Annotated in this window: 14 protein-coding genes and 1 pseudogene; 11 read left to right on the top strand and 4 right to left on the bottom strand. The window is 39.3% G+C overall.

The features are described from left to right. The first annotated feature begins 12 nt into the window (after positions 1-12). Both ACGHVY_RS02950 and ACGHVY_RS02955 read left to right on the top strand, forming a co-directional pair. Positions 13-444, top strand: a complete 432-nt coding sequence (locus ACGHVY_RS02950; protein WP_308746377.1) for a DUF5606 domain-containing protein — start codon at positions 13-15, stop codon at positions 442-444. Between the two features lie 254 nt (positions 445-698). Continuing rightward, the gene (locus tag ACGHVY_RS02955) at positions 699-947 is read left to right on the top strand and encodes a hypothetical protein (RefSeq protein ID WP_308746394.1); all 249 of its coding nucleotides are present in this window, start codon (positions 699-701) and stop codon (positions 945-947) included. A 56-nt stretch (positions 948-1003) separates the two neighbouring features. Here the strand turns inward: ACGHVY_RS02955 and clpB are convergent, their stop codons facing one another. Together clpB and ACGHVY_RS02965 are read right to left on the bottom strand one after the other, a co-directional pair. Then, positions 1004-3592, bottom strand: coding sequence for an ATP-dependent chaperone ClpB (gene clpB, locus ACGHVY_RS02960; RefSeq protein ID WP_390597018.1), 2589 nt, complete (start codon positions 3590-3592; stop codon positions 1004-1006). A gap of 257 nt (positions 3593-3849) precedes the next feature. Further along, on the bottom strand, positions 3850-5469 hold the full coding sequence (locus ACGHVY_RS02965; protein WP_390597020.1) for a plasmid pRiA4b ORF-3 family protein: 1620 nt from the start codon (positions 5467-5469) through the stop codon (positions 3850-3852). Between the two features lie 234 nt (positions 5470-5703). Between ACGHVY_RS02965 and ACGHVY_RS02970 the strand changes: the two genes are divergently transcribed. After that, a complete protein-coding gene (locus ACGHVY_RS02970; protein WP_390597022.1) occupies positions 5704-6288 on the top strand; it encodes a DUF6621 family protein in 585 nt (194 codons plus the stop codon). Positions 6289-6343: 55 nt separating this feature from the next. Continuing rightward, on the top strand, positions 6344-7240 hold the full coding sequence (locus ACGHVY_RS02975; protein ID WP_308746382.1) for a LysR family transcriptional regulator: 897 nt from the start codon (positions 6344-6346) through the stop codon (positions 7238-7240). 213 nt (positions 7241-7453) lie between these two features. Here ACGHVY_RS02975 and ACGHVY_RS02980 read toward each other — a convergent pair whose 3' ends face one another. Continuing rightward, the gene (locus ACGHVY_RS02980) at positions 7454-8095 is read right to left on the bottom strand and encodes an HU family DNA-binding protein (protein WP_390597024.1); all 642 of its coding nucleotides are present in this window, start codon (positions 8093-8095) and stop codon (positions 7454-7456) included. Between the two features lie 396 nt (positions 8096-8491). On the opposite strand from ACGHVY_RS02980, the gene ACGHVY_RS02985 reads away from it, so the two are divergent. The 7 genes and pseudogenes from ACGHVY_RS02985 to ACGHVY_RS03015 all read left to right on the top strand — a co-directional run bounded on the left by ACGHVY_RS02985 (position 8492) and on the right by ACGHVY_RS03015 (position 13539). Continuing rightward, entirely contained in the window at positions 8492-8773 is a 282-nt protein-coding gene (locus tag ACGHVY_RS02985; protein WP_390597026.1) for a hypothetical protein, read from the top strand. Between the two features lie 71 nt (positions 8774-8844). Continuing rightward, positions 8845-9813, top strand: a complete 969-nt coding sequence (locus tag ACGHVY_RS02990) for a hypothetical protein (RefSeq protein ID WP_390597028.1) — start codon at positions 8845-8847, stop codon at positions 9811-9813. A 56-nt stretch (positions 9814-9869) separates the two neighbouring features. Continuing rightward, positions 9870-10227: pseudogene (locus ACGHVY_RS02995) on the top strand (DUF1810 domain-containing protein); the annotation flags it as partial. Positions 10228-10323: 96 nt separating this feature from the next. Continuing rightward, positions 10324-11589 carry an ATP-binding protein gene (locus ACGHVY_RS03000; protein ID WP_390597030.1) on the top strand — a complete coding sequence of 422 codons (1266 nt, stop codon included), beginning with the start codon at positions 10324-10326 and terminating at the stop codon, positions 11587-11589. A 28-nt stretch (positions 11590-11617) separates the two neighbouring features. After that, positions 11618-12037, top strand: a complete 420-nt coding sequence (locus ACGHVY_RS03005) for a DUF1810 domain-containing protein (protein WP_390597032.1) — start codon at positions 11618-11620, stop codon at positions 12035-12037. A 15-nt stretch (positions 12038-12052) separates the two neighbouring features. Continuing rightward, positions 12053-12427 carry a YccF domain-containing protein gene (locus ACGHVY_RS03010; protein ID WP_390597034.1) on the top strand — a complete coding sequence of 125 codons (375 nt, stop codon included), beginning with the start codon at positions 12053-12055 and terminating at the stop codon, positions 12425-12427. 119 nt (positions 12428-12546) lie between these two features. Next, the gene (locus ACGHVY_RS03015; RefSeq protein WP_308746389.1) at positions 12547-13539 is read left to right on the top strand and encodes a putative sulfate exporter family transporter; all 993 of its coding nucleotides are present in this window, start codon (positions 12547-12549) and stop codon (positions 13537-13539) included. Positions 13540-13647: 108 nt separating this feature from the next. On the opposite strand, the gene recA is transcribed toward ACGHVY_RS03015, so the two are convergent. Continuing rightward, positions 13648-14685, bottom strand: a complete 1038-nt coding sequence (gene recA, locus ACGHVY_RS03020; RefSeq protein WP_308746390.1) for a recombinase RecA — start codon at positions 14683-14685, stop codon at positions 13648-13650. Positions 14686-14693: the final 8 nt, after the last annotated feature.

Genomic DNA, 14693 nt, shown 5'->3' on the forward strand with positions numbered 1-14693 from the left:
AGTATATATACTATGTTGAAGACTATCTTGTCTATCTCCGGCAAACCGGGATTGTACAAACTTATTTCGCAAGGAAAAAATATGTTGATTGTCGAATCAATCAATGCTGAGAAGAAACGTTTCCCCGCTTATGGTAATGAAAAAATTATTTCATTGGCAGATATAGCAATGTACACAGACGACGCAGAAGTTCCTTTGTACGATGTACTGGAAGCAATTAAGGAGAAAGAGCAATCGGCAACGGCTTCCATTGAACCAAAGAAAGCTACACCTGAGCAGTTGCGTGAATATTTGGCGGAAGTATTGCCGAACTTTGATCGTGACCGCGTATATATAGCAGATATCAAGAAGTTGATTACTTGGTATAATCTGTTGATTTCTAATGGAATTACGGAATTTAAACCGGAGGAAGCTAAAGAAGAAGAGGCATCTGCAGGAGAATAATTGATGTAGCCTGTTTGAAGAGATTAAAAGAACATGATAATCACTGAGTGGTTATCATGTTTTTCTTTTATATAAATGCTTGTTTGTTAAGGAAAAAATTAGTATATATTGGGTAATCTTTTCTTTAAATAAATATCTTCTACTTATATTGTAAATAATGATGCTTTTTTATGTATCTTTGCCATTGTTAATAATTTCACGGAATTTGGGCGTGGATAAATATAATAGTGAGAACAAAAGTGTTGTGTATGGGGATGGAGACGATAACAAATAAAGAAGTGAATGTCCATTTGGACAAAGAAGCAGGAGCATTATGCCTGACTGGTTTGCTGGTAGGTACAATGGTGTTCTTGTATGATTCTCAAGGTGAGTTAAGAGGGAGGCATCAGTTTGCGTTACCTTCACTTACTATAACAATTCCCAAACAGGGTACTTATGTTTTAGTGATGAGTCATCCGAACTGTCAGCCTGAAGTTCGGAGAGTGGTATATACAGAAATATAAAAGTCGGCAGGTCTGATGAAGGCCTGCCGACTTTTTTTCATTTAGCTTGGTGATATTTAATTTCTGAATACCAGTCCATCGCCGCCTGCGTCGACAATGATCGCTTTGCTTCGGTTTACTTCCTGGGCAAGCAGTTTCTTGGACAAGTCGTTCAGCAAGTAGCGTTGGATAGCTCTTTTTACCGGGCGCGCTCCAAATTCAGGATCATAACCCACCTGGGATAAGAAATTCAATGCGGCTTCAGTCATTTCCAGTTCCACGCCATTCTCTGCAAGCATTTTTTGTACACTCTTAATCTGTAAGAGTACGATCTGCTTGATTTCTTTTTCCGTCAACGGCAAGAACATGATCGTTTCATCAATACGATTCAGAAATTCAGGACGAATGGTCTTTTTCAGCATATTCGTCACTTCTTTCTTCGTTTCTTCGATTACTTCTTCCTTATTGGAACCGTTCAGTTTTTCCATCTGACTTTGTATATATGAACTACCCATATTTGAAGTCATAATGATGATTGTGTTTTTGAAGTTAACCACTCTTCCTTTATTATCAGTCAATCGTCCATCATCCAATACCTGCAACAGGATATTGAAAACATCCGGATGAGCTTTTTCTATCTCGTCAAACAGCACAACAGAATAAGGTTTCCGTCGGATAGCTTCTGTCAACTGACCGCCTTCATCGTATCCTACATATCCCGGAGGCGCTCCAACCAAACGTGAAACGCTGTGCTTCTCCTGATACTCGCTCATATCAATACGGGTCATCATCGTTTCGTCATCAAACAGAAACTCAGCCAACGCCTTTGCCAGTTCCGTCTTACCCACACCAGTAGTTCCGAGGAAGATAAACGAACCAATCGGACGTTTGGGATCTTGTAATCCGGCACGGCTACGGCGTACAGCATCTGCAACCGCTTCAATCGCTTCATCCTGACCGATAACCCGTTGATGAAGTTCTTCCTCCAGATGTAGTAACTTGTCTTTTTCGCTCTGCATCATCTTGCTGACGGGAATACCTGTCCAACGAGATACGACATCTGCGATATCTTCCGCATCTACTTCCTCTTTTATCATGGCTTTGTCACCCTGCATCCCACGAAGTTTCTGCTGGGTATCTTCTATTTCCTTGTCCAAAGCCTGAAGTTTGCCGTAACGGATTTCGGCCACTTTCCCATAGTCGCCTTCACGTTCAGCCTTTTCAGCCTCGAACTTCAAGTTCTCTATTTCTACTTTATTCTGCTGAATCTTGTCCATCAACGTTTTTTCGCTTTGCCATTTGGCTTTGAAGGACTTTTCTTGTTCTTTAAGTTCAGCGAGCTCTTTGCCGATGATTTCCAGTTTCGGCTTGTCATTTTCACGTTTGATAGCTTCGCGCTCAATTTCCAACTGCTTGATTTTACGGGAAATCTCATCCAGTTCTTCCGGCACGGAGTCTACTTCCATACGTAGTTTGGCGGCAGCTTCGTCCATTAAATCAATCGCCTTATCCGGCAGGAAACGGTCTGTGATATAACGGCTGCTCAACTCCACGGCAGCAATAATAGCATCGTCCTTAATACGCACATGGTGATGATTTTCGTAGCGCTCCTTTAACCCGCGAAGGATAGAGATCGTACTCAGATTATCCGGCTCATCCACTTGCACGATTTGGAAACGACGTTCCAATGCTTTATCTTTCTCGAAGTATTTTTGATACTCGTCCAGAGTTGTAGCACCGATAGAACGCAGTTCTCCACGAGCTAAAGCCGGTTTCAGAATGTTGGCTGCGTCCATAGCGCCTTCGCCTTTTCCGGCTCCTACCAATGTGTGGATTTCGTCAATGAACAGAATAATGTCACCTTCTGATTTCTTCACTTCATTAACGACAGATTTCAAACGTTCCTCAAACTCACCTTTATACTTTGCACCTGCCACCAATGCACCCATATCTAGTGAATACACTTGTTTGTTTTTCAGGTTTTCGGGTACATCTCCACGGAGGATACGATGTGCCAGACCTTCTACGATAGCTGTCTTACCTGTACCCGGTTCACCAATCAGAATCGGATTATTCTTTGTACGGCGACTCAATATCTGAAGTACCCGGCGTATTTCTTCGTCACGGCCGATTACAGGATCCAGTTTGCCGCTACGGGCAGCTTCGTTCAGATTGATAGCATACTTTTCCAGTGACTGATAAGTATCTTCACTTGACTGTGATGTTACTTTTTCTCCTTTCCTCAATTCGCTGATAGCATTTCGCAATTCCTTTTCCGTCATACCTGCATCCTTCAGGATGGTAGATACGGTGCTCCTTACGGTCAACAATGCCAGTATAATATGTTCCAATGAAACGAATTCATCGCCCATTTCTTTGGAATACTGCGTTGCCTTTTGCAATACTTCATTGGATTCGCGGCTCAGGTACGGCTCTCCACCGGACACTTTCGGCAGTGAATCAATTTGCTTGTCGACAACAAGAGCTACTTGCTGCCCGTTCATACCAAGCTTTTGGAAAATGAAGTTGGTGACATTCTCGCCTACTTTCATAACTCCCTGCATGATATGGGCAGGCTCGATAGCCTGTTGCCCCCGGCTTCTTACCAGGTTTACGGCTTCCTGTACCGCTTCTTGGGATTTGATAGTAAAATTGTTAAAATTCATATCGTTGTTCTCCTTTCTTATTTCATGTTCTTAATAACACCTAAAAGGGCGCAAAAGATTTGCCAAGTAGAAAAATATGACAAAATAACATGATTATTAAGGAGTTAAAGGACAAAATGACCTTCTTTATTCGATAAGAACTGACGAATTTACAAAATACTTCGCAGAATAACAACCGTATATAATCAGAATAACAACCGTATATAATCAGAATAACAACCGTATATAATATGGTATGTTATCCTGCGGAGAAATAATTATTCAGAGATTGCTATCGGAAAATCGTTCATCTCTTTTTTTGCTTTCTTTATATTGAATTTTTGGGGATTGAAATCCTTTCCCAACCATTCCCGGTATTCGCGTGCGGCTTTAGTGCGTGGATGTTCTAAGGCTTCTAATATTCTGCGATACCCCCATATCCCTCCGCAATCTTCGGGTGGACAAGCATTGGCTCCATCTATGAGGATGATACTACGGATGTCGTCTTTTTTATAAGCTTCCTGTGATTCCAGGGTGATTGTGTGCATCCAACTGTCGCCGAAGTCATATTCATACTCTATCCGTGAGCCTTTCTTTGGCAGAACCTCTCCTAATGAGGTGGCAGAAGAACTCTTTTCAATCTTGTCTTCCCGTAAAAAGTTGTCGTCTTTTTCGTAATCGGGCAAATATATATTTTTTCCTTTTCGAAATAGGTGCAGATGGTACCCTTCCCAACCCATAGCAACTTCTATGACTTCTGCAAAACTTTCCAAACGGATGTTTGAAGGAACTTCGAGAGTACGCCATACTTCCGGTGAGGAATCTGTCAAAGTGATTTTCAATTTGAGTTTTTTGGGAGTTATTGTCTCAATGTAAAAAGAATCCTCATCGTCAAACTCATCATCAAAGTCCTCATCAAACTCATCATCGAAGTCCTCGTCAAAGTTTTCGTCGTCCCATTCGTCATTGTATACTACGCCTATAAGGTCTTCTATAGTCTCAAAATCCAAACTTTCCGATTGTTCAGCATGAGGCATTTCTTTTTTCAGTTCTTTAATACCTCCTTTTACTAATATAGTGGGAATTTCATAACGCTTATAAATTTTCTCCAATATAGGTAATGTTTCTACTGCGCGTATATTTTTTAACAGGTGTGCTATATAGTCTATGATAGAGACATTGTTTTTTTCCGCATCATCCAAGTGGTCGTAATAGTAGTTCAGTACTTGGCAGAACCATTTGGTCACTTCCAACCTTCTTTCAGGGCTGGATATGGCAATTTGAGCGACGGCACTACAAATATTCTCTTTGCCGATGAAAAGGGTTTGGGGCTCTTTTATAAAGTCAAGTAATACGGGTAACTGGTTTTTTCCGAGTTGGTATAAAATGATAGGAGTGATATTGTCGGGTATGGAACAGTAGTAACTCAAGAAAGTGGGGCTTTGTCGCATAATTTCCAGGACTATTTCCAAGCTTGATTCCATTTGATAATGTTCCATTATCCAATAAATATATAACAACTTCAATATCTTGTCTTCTTCATCCTCGGCATTTTCCTTGAAATTAATGAATAAATTCAAGATGAAATTACGCACTTCTTTTTCAAGTTCGTCTACAGGCACTGATGCGCAATCCATCTGTAGTTCCTCTATTATATAATCTTCATAATTTTTCATATCCCAAAGCCTTTTCAGAAAAGGGGCGATGGGCTTGGCTTCTTGCGCATAATCAGGCTGTTGGTAGCAATAGATGTCTTCTAATTGCCGGTAACAGTCTTGTATTCCATCGTTTAGGAAAAGATTTAATAACTCTTGTTGCTCTTGGGGAGTGAACATCTCTAACGCTTCTCTGACTACTTTACCGAAGTCTATCGGAGTTTTGTTTTGTTTCTTAGTCATTTTGTATTTTAATTGAGTGGTTTATTAATTGTACAAAGGTAATGCAACTTTTTGATGAAATATCCCGAATCCTTATTTTTTCTTTTTCCAATTCGGATATTTCTTAAATTCCATGTTTTGCCTTAAAATCCTTATTCGAAACTATCTTGTGTCATTCTGCCTGACCTTTCAAATATTCTGTTTATCTTTGTCTCAAAATAAAAAGTAATCTGATAGGAGGATGATAATTAATATATGAACGATAAACCTCAAATAAAACTGTCCGAAACAGTAGTGCTGATTGATGCGGCTTTTCTGAACTTTGTAATTACAGATATGAAAGGATACTTTGAAAAGACTTTGCAACGTTCTTTACAAGAGATAGACCTTTCGATACTGACCACCTGTCTGACTTTGGATGCAGGGATTACGGAAGGAAAAAATGAAGTGCAGTTTCTTTTTGTTTACGATAAGGAGTCAGGGCGACTTGTTCACTGCCAGCCTTCCGATTTGGAGAAGGAACTGAATGGAGTTGCTTTTCAAAGTCCTTATGGTGAATATTCATTCGCGAGTGTTCCTTCGGAGGGAATGGTGTCGAGAGAAGATTTGTTTTTGGATTTGTTGTCTATCGTTGTCGATTCGGCTGATGTGAAAAGAATGATTGTGATTTCTTTCAATGAAGAATACGGAAAGAAAGTGACTGACGCGCTGAGTGAAATAAAGGGAAAGGAAGTTATTCAGTTCCGGATGGACGAACCGGATGTCCCGTTGGCATATAAATGGGATATGCTGGCTTTTCCCATTATGCAGGCATTGGGGATTAAAGCTGATGAACTTTAATAGAACCTCTGTCTGATACTTATTATCTAATACCTAATACTTGAAATTTAGCTTCATGTCCGATTTTCGTTTAAAAGTATTTCAGAGTGTGGCGAAGAACTTGAGTTTTACAAAGGCTTCGCAAGAACTATTTGTCAGCCAACCTGCTATCACCAAGCATATCCAGGAATTGGAGACTTATTACCAGGCTCGTTTATTTGAGCGTCAGGGAAGTAAAATCTCGCTGACCGATGCCGGCGAATTGCTGTTGAAGCATAGTGAGAAGATTTTGGATGATTACAAGCAACTGGAATATGAAATGCATTTGCTGCACAACGAGTATATTGGCGAATTGAAACTGGGCGCCAGTACTACGATTGCCCAATATGTCCTTCCCCCTTTATTGGGAAGCTTCATTGCTAAATTTCCACAAGTCAACCTTTCCCTAATCAATGGAAATTCGCGGGGAGTGGAAATTGCTTTGCAGGAACACCGGATAGATTTAGGTCTGGTGGAAGGTATCTTCCGCCTGCCTAACTTAAAATATACCTCATTCCTGCAAGATGAACTTGTGGCAGTAGTGCGTGCGCATACCAAACTGGATATTCAGGATGAGATATCTCCGGAAGACTTGTTGAACATTCCATTAGTCCTGCGTGAAAGAGGATCGGGGACGCTGGATGTATTCGAGCGTGCTTTGTCGCAACATAATCTGAAACTGTCTTCTTTGAATGTAATGATGTATCTCGGCAGTACGGAAAGCATCAAACTTTTTATCGAACATGCTGATTGTATGGGGATTGTCTCTATCCGTTCTGTACACAAAGAACTTGTTGCCGGCAATTTGCGTGTGATTGAGATTAAGGAAATGCCTATGCAGCGCGAATTTAACTTTGTGCAACTGCAAGGGCAGGAGGGAGGGCTGTCCCAAGTCTTTATGCGGTTTGCGGGACATCACAGCAAAAGCCTGTAAGGTCAGCCTTAGCTGAATTCAGAAATTCAGTGCTCGCTCCCAGAGAAGAAAAAATCATTTCTCATATTCTCATAGTTTTGCTGTAACTCACCTGTAATCAATAGATTATTGTATGAGAAATACTTTTGAAGAAATGCATTTCTCATCATTTTCAAGTAAATTGGCTCTTAAAATGGTTATTTCTCATACCCTTTTAAGGTATTTCTCATACTTTTATTGTCCCTCTTCTACTGTTTTCCTCTTTATATATACTCTGTGTGCTCCTCTACCTGTGATTTCTATTCCGGAATCAGGTTCGTGTCCCCACTGTCTCAGTTCATTGGTAGCTGCGGTTTGAAGTAATCCTGTTAGTCTGCGATAGTCCAGAACGGTAAGGAAAGGATGTTCGTCGAGATACTTTATTGCTAATGCCAGCCGTTGTTCCGGTGTAAATTTTTCTGAGGAACGTTTTCGCTTCCAGGGTGCTCGTTCCAGTCGGCATCTTTCACTAATGTTTCTGACCATTGTTCTGTCTACCCGGAAATTTACGCCTTTTATAAAGATACTCTGTGCGTTACGATGTTTTCCGCCTTCCACTTCTTCCCGTTCCTTGTCTCTGCCCAAAGTAAGTGACGGAGTAAATGTCCCTATTCCGTCTATCTTTACCGAACGTCCTTCTGCCATCAGACGTGCCATTTCAATGGCTGTCTGAAGCAGTACGCCTTTTATATCTCCTGCGCTGAAACCACTCACGTCGCCCACCCGTTGTGCCAGCTCTTTTATACTTGCATTATCTATCCGCGCAAATTTAGGATAAGTAATTCTTTTGCCTGTTTTTTGGATGTCGGGCATCTCATCCATAATGTATCGTGCCATACTATACTATCTGTTGTTTAAAGTATTAATAGATAAGTTCTTTTGTATTAAGAGTAAACTCTCTTTCTTCTAATAGCAAAGTTCCTTTTCGTTAAATATAAACTGTAAATGCAAGTTTTGTTTTTATAAACGCAACTTGTATTTATAAAAATGAAGCTTTTGTTTTTATAATCAAAGCTTGCGTTTATAGTTTACTCTTATACAAAGGTAAGTTTTCTATTTGATAAAAAGAAGTTTATCAGTAATAAAGAGGAAGTTATTTGTTAATAGACTGGGGGAGGAGTAATAGGAGATATGATAGGCTGAATTGTACTACTATGGGATATATGATAATGAGCTTCGGGCAGCTTGTTCTTTATTGTTTGGGAATCTGCGAGCACAATTTTTTAAATTGTTATGGATAATATTACAGATTTTATGAAGAAAGCTCTCCCCGAGTTCAAGAAAGAGTTTAGGAATGGGATTACTGATTTATTCTTTTTGTATGTTCAATCAGACAAGGCTTTGATGAAGGCTTATTTAGATTGTGTGGCTTCTACAGGTGATTTGAAATACGTTAATAGTTGCATCGCTCAACAGCTCAAACGGGAATTTTCATTGATTAATACGAAGAAAAGAAACGATATGCCTAAAAGTAGTTTGATTCAGTCTTTTTCGGAATTGGAAAATGAAGACTAAGGAGAATATGTCAGAAGGGCATAAAATGTAACAGTACGTCTAAAAATATAATCTTAAATAATTGTTGATTTATGAAGAAGATTTTCATATTTACCATATTGCTGGTAGGTTGCCTTAAAGTTTATGCACAGCCCAATCTTTCAGAGTTGGAGGGAAAAGATATATTATATGAATATATGAAAACTCCTCCTGCAACTATACTTATAATAAAAACTGAGCCTGAAACAAAAAAGAATCAGTATGGGCAAATAGTTAGTACTACAAAATATGGCGTTCTGCAAAAACCGTTTTCTTGTTATTTTGTGACAGATCGATATAGCATTTTTGCTCAAAAGTTGGGACCGCAAAAATATATGCTAATGTGTGATGGTAGTGGAACATTTATATATTCTTTCAGGGGCAATAGACTTAATCCGGGATGCATAAAATATGTTGATAAAGAAATTTTTCCGCGTATAGGTGATCGGTATAAATATTTGTGTGATTATTATCAATATGAGATTCCTGCTGACACTTATTCGACAAACAAAGAGGGTGAAGCGATCATAAAAATCAGCTATTGGCCAGAAGTTATGCAACTATTGTTTAAGAACGCCCCCGAATATTATGATGCATATAGTCCACTTTGTAAAAAAATGAATCTGAGTGACCCTGTATTTTCATCTTTGTTAATAGAAGCTTTGATAAGATACAATGGAGGTGATAGTAGTTTCTTGTTCTGCAAGGAAATAGTTTGCTCTTTAAATGGATTTAAAGGGTGTTCGGGTAAAAGTTCTATTCGGATTATTAAAGGCTCAATTTTATCATTTTATCCTTTAGAACCTGTGATGCCTGTCAATTCGGATAATGATAAGCTTATAAATTATCCTAAAGATAATCGTAGCTTTTCACAGAATTATCTTAAACAAGTAAAGCTGACAAAAACAATTCCACGCGATTACGGTTCTATACAGTTTAAGGGTAAGCCGCAGGTACTGACCGATTTGTATGGTTATGAAGTTGTATTCGATGATGCGAATATGTATTATTTTCAAAAGTGACATCAATCATATTAAAATAAATCGCTGCATATTTTGTTTAATATACGAAACCAAATGAAGTGAGAAACAGGCGGAAATATTCTCATTGGATTTGGTATATATTTCTTCAACTGAAAGGATTGGGAATGAGCTATAGTTCGCAGTATTACGGAATCAGCGGAAAAGAAGAGGCTGAAGCATATCTTGCGCATCCAATTTGGGGTAAAAAGACTTCGTGAAATAACATCGGTCTTTTTGCAATTAAAGGGTAAGACGGCACAGAATGTTTTTGGTTCTTGGGATGGCAATGGAAGTTCTTTTATGTATGACGCATTTTTAACGAAGTCGTGCCGGGTGATCTGTTTCAACAAGTGATAGACCTATAATCAGGATAAGACAGATGAAACGACAGAGAAAATAGTAAATAATTCATAATCAATCCCTCTATCTGAAATAAATAGATGTGTATTTTGTTTTGTATATGAAACAAAAATGCTATATTTGTGTTTCATATACAAAATAATATCAGATATGAATAAGGAACAAATAAGGCATATAATAGGTGAAAATCAAGAGTTTGTGAAGGATATAACATTTATGGAACGTCCTTTTACTTTTGAGGATGCGGGTAATTATGTGTTTTTAGGTATTCGCCGGGCTGGAAAATCCTATTTGATGTATCAGCGGATACACCAACTTCTGAAGAAAGGGCATAAGATAGAAGAAATACTTTATATCAATTTTGAGGATGAACGTTTTATCGGCTTGAAATCAGAAGAGTTGGACGATATAAAATTGGCTTATGAAGAGACCTTTTCCTATCAGCCTATCTTCTTTCTGGATGAGATACAAGTTGTAGACGGGTGGGAAAAGTTCGTTCGTCGGTTGGTAGATAAAAAATATCGTGTATATGTGACTGGAAGTAATGCGAAAATGTTGAGTAGTGAAATTGCTACGACATTAGGCGGGCGTTTTCTTATCCAGGAAGTATATCCGTTTTCTTTTCGTGAGTTCCTTCTTTCGCAGGATATAAGATTAACGGCAAACTGGCTTTATACTCCAAGTTTGCGTAATGAAGTGGTACGCACTTTTGATGCTTATTTTTATAATGGAGGATTTCCGGAATTGATAGCATTTAAAGATAAACGTTCTTGGTTGAGTGGACTTTATCAGAAAATATTCTTTGGTGATTTGGTAGCTCGTTATGCACTACGTAATTCGGATTCGATGAGTTTGTTGGTGAAGAAACTTGCGGAAAGTGTTATGCAACCCTCTTCTTACAATCGACTTAAAAATATTGTATCTTCAGCGGGAGAGAGCGTGGGAGTACGAACTGTTATTGACTATGTGAGATATTTGGAAGAAACTTGGCTGATATTCAGTGTTGAAAATTATGCTGCTCGTTTTGCCGAAAGAGAGAGTAACCGGAAATATTATTTTATAGACAATGGTATTTTGAATCTGTTCATCTTTAATCCGGAAACTTTGTTGTTGGAGAATTTAGTAGCTGTCTCTTTATATAGAATTTTTGGAAAAGAACTATATTTCTATAATCAGAATGTAGAAGTTGATTTTTATATTCCTGATCAGAAATGGCTTGTTCAAGCTTCATATAATATTTCTGATACTCAAACTTTTACCCGTGAAATGAATGGGCTTTTGAAAACGGCAAAATTCTTAAAAGCGGAGAAGTTGCAAATTGTGACTCGTAATGAGGAACGCACAGTTGAGCAGGATGGTTTTACAATAGAGGTAATTCCCATTTGGAAATGGATGATAATGTTAGAGAACAAGTAACTGATAATCTTTAAGATAAAATTATGATATGGTAGATTATAACTTGCAGCGATTTCTTGACGCCCAACAAGGCGACTATGAGCGTGCCCTTGCAGAAGTAAGAAACGGGCGGAAGCATTCTCATTGGATTTGGTATATATTTCCTCAACTGAAAGGGTTGGGAATGAGTTATAATTCACAGTATTATGGAATCAGTGGTAAGGAAGAGGCCGAAGCATATCTGGCGCATCCGATTCTGGGTGAAAGACTAAGAGAAATAACATCGGCTTTTCTGAAATTGAAAGGTAAGACGGCGCAGGATGTTTTCGGCGCGTTGGATGCGATGAAGGTACTTTCGTGTATGACGCTCTTTAATGAGGTTGCTCCGGACGGTTTGTTTCAGCAGGTGATAGAACAATACTATCAGGGCAAAACGGATGAGATGACAAAAAGAATGTTGGATAAATAATAAAATGTTATTGTTATGGGTTGTTTGATGAATCTTTTATGGCTGTTGCTTGGCGGTATTTTTACGGCAGTAGAATACCTTATTTCAAGTATATTAATGATGATTACTATTATCGGTATTCCCTTTGGGATGCAAACGCTGAAGTTGGCAGGACTTGCTTTGTGCCCTTTTGGTAAAGAAGTGAGAAGCGGAAGTCGTTCCAACGGTTGCCTTTATATACTGATGAATGTGATATGGATATTCGTGGGTGGCATTTGGATTTGTTTGTCACATTTGGTCTTTGGGGCGATTTTGTGTATAACTATTATTGGGATTCCATTTGGTTTACAGCATTTTAAACTGGCTTCATTGGCGTTGTCTCCTTTTGGAAAGGATATTGTAACTGTATGAAAATAGTCTGAAGTAGATTATCTATAACTAAAAGTTATAATGCATAATTAGAAACTATTGGTGTGTCTTGATTGTTTCCCGTACCTTTGCACCCCGAAAACAATTAAAGATAAAATTATATGATTTCAACAGCTACAAAAACGTTGCAGACGAATAACAAGACAATTTACGTCGCGTTACTTTCTACTTTGACTTTTTTTCTCTTTTTAGATTATATTCCGGGATTGGAAGCATGGTCGGCATGGGTGACTCCACCGGTTGCTTTATTTCTCGGACTAATTTTTGCATTGACCTGCGGACAGGCACATCCGAAATTTAATAAGAAAACCTCTAAGTATTTATTACAATATTCAGTTGTCGGGTTGGGATTCGGTATGAATCTTCATTCGGCTTTGGCTTCCGGTAAGGAAGGCATGGAGTTTACTGTAATATCTGTTATTGGTACGTTGGTGATTGGTTGGTTTATCGGTCGTAAGCTGTTTAAGATAGACCGGAATACCGCTTATCTTATCAGTTCGGGAACTGCTATCTGTGGTGGTAGTGCCATTGCAGCCGTAGGGCCGGTGCTGAAAGCGAAAGATAGTGAGATGTCTGTTGCGCTGGGCACTATTTTTATCCTGAACGCAATCGCACTCTTTATCTTTCCGATGATTGGTCATGCCTTGAATATGGATCAGCAGCAATTCGGAACATGGGCGGCGATTGCCATTCACGATACGAGTTCGGTTGTCGGTGCAGGTGCCGCCTATGGTGAAGAAGCCTTGAAAATAGCGACTACTATCAAACTGACTCGCGCGCTTTGGATAATACCTATGGCTTTTGCTACTTCATTTATCTTTAAGAGTAAGGGACAGAAAATCAGTATTCCCTGGTTTATCTTCTTTTTCGTATTGGCAATGGTGGTAAATACTTACTTGCTTGACGGAGTGCCGCAGTTAGGAGCTGCCATCAACGGAATCGCCCGTAAGACATTGACGATTACTATGTTCTTTATCGGTGCTTCTCTTTCTATTGATGTGTTGAAAGCGGTCGGGATTAAGCCGTTACTTCAGGGAGTTTTGCTTTGGGTAGTGATTAGTTTGAGTACGCTGGCTTATATTTATTTCGTATAGGGAAGAATCACAAATAATAGATATAGGAAAGGTGGGAGAATATCGCATTACACGAATATTCTCCCACCTTTTATAAGTACTATTCTATTTTAAAGAGACAGAGGTCTGTCATTCTTTTTTCTTCAATGCTTCGAAAATCAAGCCTTCCAGTTCTTCTGCAAGTTCTGGATTGTCAGCTATACATTGTTTTGCAGCATCGCGTCCTTGTCCTAATTTAGTGTCATTGTAGCTATACCACGAGCCGCTTTTCTTGATGACTCCCAAGTCTGCACCCAAGTCAATGATTTCTCCTGAGTGAGAGATGCCTTCACCAAACATGATGTCGAATTCTGCTCTACGGAAAGGAGGAGCAACTTTATTCTTAACAACTTTTACTTTTGTCAGTTTGCCCAGAATTTCTTCACCATCCTTGATTGGTTGGCTACCACGAATGTCTATACGTACGGAAGCGTAAAACTTCAGTGCATTACCGCCTGTGGTTGTTTCCGGACTACCAAACATAACACCGATTTTTTCACGAAGCTGGTTGATGAAGATACAGGTAGTACGCGTCTTGCTGACTGTACCGGTTAACTTACGTAATGCCTGCGACATCAGACGTGCCTGAAGACCTACTTTGTTGTCGCCCATGTCACCTTCGATTTCCGCTTTGGGAGTCAATGCGGCAACAGAGTCGATAACGATGATGTCAATAGCGGAAGAACGGATCAGTTGTTCTGCAATTTCCAATGCCTGCTCACCGTTATCTGGTTGAGAGATATACAATTCGTCAATGTTTACGCCCAGTTTGGAAGCGTAGAAACGGTCGAAAGCGTGCTCGGCATCAATGAAAGCAGCGATACCGCCTGCCTTTTGTGCTTCGGCAATGGCATGAATAGCCAGTGTCGTTTTACCGGAAGATTCCGGACCATATATTTCGATTATTCTACCTCTCGGGTAACCACCTACGCCAAGTGCCACGTTCAAGGCTATAGAGCCTGTCGGGATCACTTCTACCTGTTCAACACTATCGTCACCCATTTTCATGATAGAACCTTTACCGAAGCTCTTTTCTATCTTTTCCATGGCAGCCTGTAAGGCTTTTAATTTTTCGCTTGATGCCATTTTATTATCTGTTTCAAAATTAAGTTCGTCTTTCTTTGCCATACCTTATT

The organism is Bacteroides sp. f07 (assembly GCF_042854785.1).
Classification (GTDB): Bacteria; Bacteroidota; Bacteroidia; order Bacteroidales; family Bacteroidaceae; genus Bacteroides.

Bases quoted from the DNA above. Each gene is read 5' to 3' on its own strand.
- ACGHVY_RS02950 (WP_308746377.1), top strand. From the start codon at position 13: ATGTTGAAGACTATCTTGTCTATCTCCGGCAAACCGGGATTGTACAAA.
- clpB (WP_390597018.1), bottom strand. From the start codon at position 3,592: ATGAATTTTAACAATTTTACTATCAAATCCCAAGAAGCGGTACAGGAA.
- ACGHVY_RS02990 (WP_390597028.1), top strand. From the start codon at position 8,845: ATGAAGAAGATTTTCATATTTACCATATTGCTGGTAGGTTGCCTTAAA.
- ACGHVY_RS02970 (WP_390597022.1), top strand. From the start codon at position 5,704: ATGAACGATAAACCTCAAATAAAACTGTCCGAAACAGTAGTGCTGATT.
- ACGHVY_RS03000 (WP_390597030.1), top strand. From the start codon at position 10,324: ATGAATAAGGAACAAATAAGGCATATAATAGGTGAAAATCAAGAGTTT.
- ACGHVY_RS03010 (WP_390597034.1), top strand. From the start codon at position 12,053: ATGGGTTGTTTGATGAATCTTTTATGGCTGTTGCTTGGCGGTATTTTT.
- ACGHVY_RS02975 (WP_308746382.1), top strand. From the start codon at position 6,344: ATGTCCGATTTTCGTTTAAAAGTATTTCAGAGTGTGGCGAAGAACTTG.
- ACGHVY_RS03005 (WP_390597032.1), top strand. From the start codon at position 11,618: ATGGTAGATTATAACTTGCAGCGATTTCTTGACGCCCAACAAGGCGAC.
- ACGHVY_RS03015 (WP_308746389.1), top strand. From the start codon at position 12,547: ATGATTTCAACAGCTACAAAAACGTTGCAGACGAATAACAAGACAATT.
- recA (WP_308746390.1), bottom strand. From the start codon at position 14,685: ATGGCAAAGAAAGACGAACTTAATTTTGAAACAGATAATAAAATGGCA.
- ACGHVY_RS02965 (WP_390597020.1), bottom strand. From the start codon at position 5,469: ATGACTAAGAAACAAAACAAAACTCCGATAGACTTCGGTAAAGTAGTC.
- ACGHVY_RS02980 (WP_390597024.1), bottom strand. From the start codon at position 8,095: ATGGCACGATACATTATGGATGAGATGCCCGACATCCAAAAAACAGGC.
- ACGHVY_RS02985 (WP_390597026.1), top strand. From the start codon at position 8,492: ATGGATAATATTACAGATTTTATGAAGAAAGCTCTCCCCGAGTTCAAG.
- ACGHVY_RS02955 (WP_308746394.1), top strand. From the start codon at position 699: ATGGAGACGATAACAAATAAAGAAGTGAATGTCCATTTGGACAAAGAA.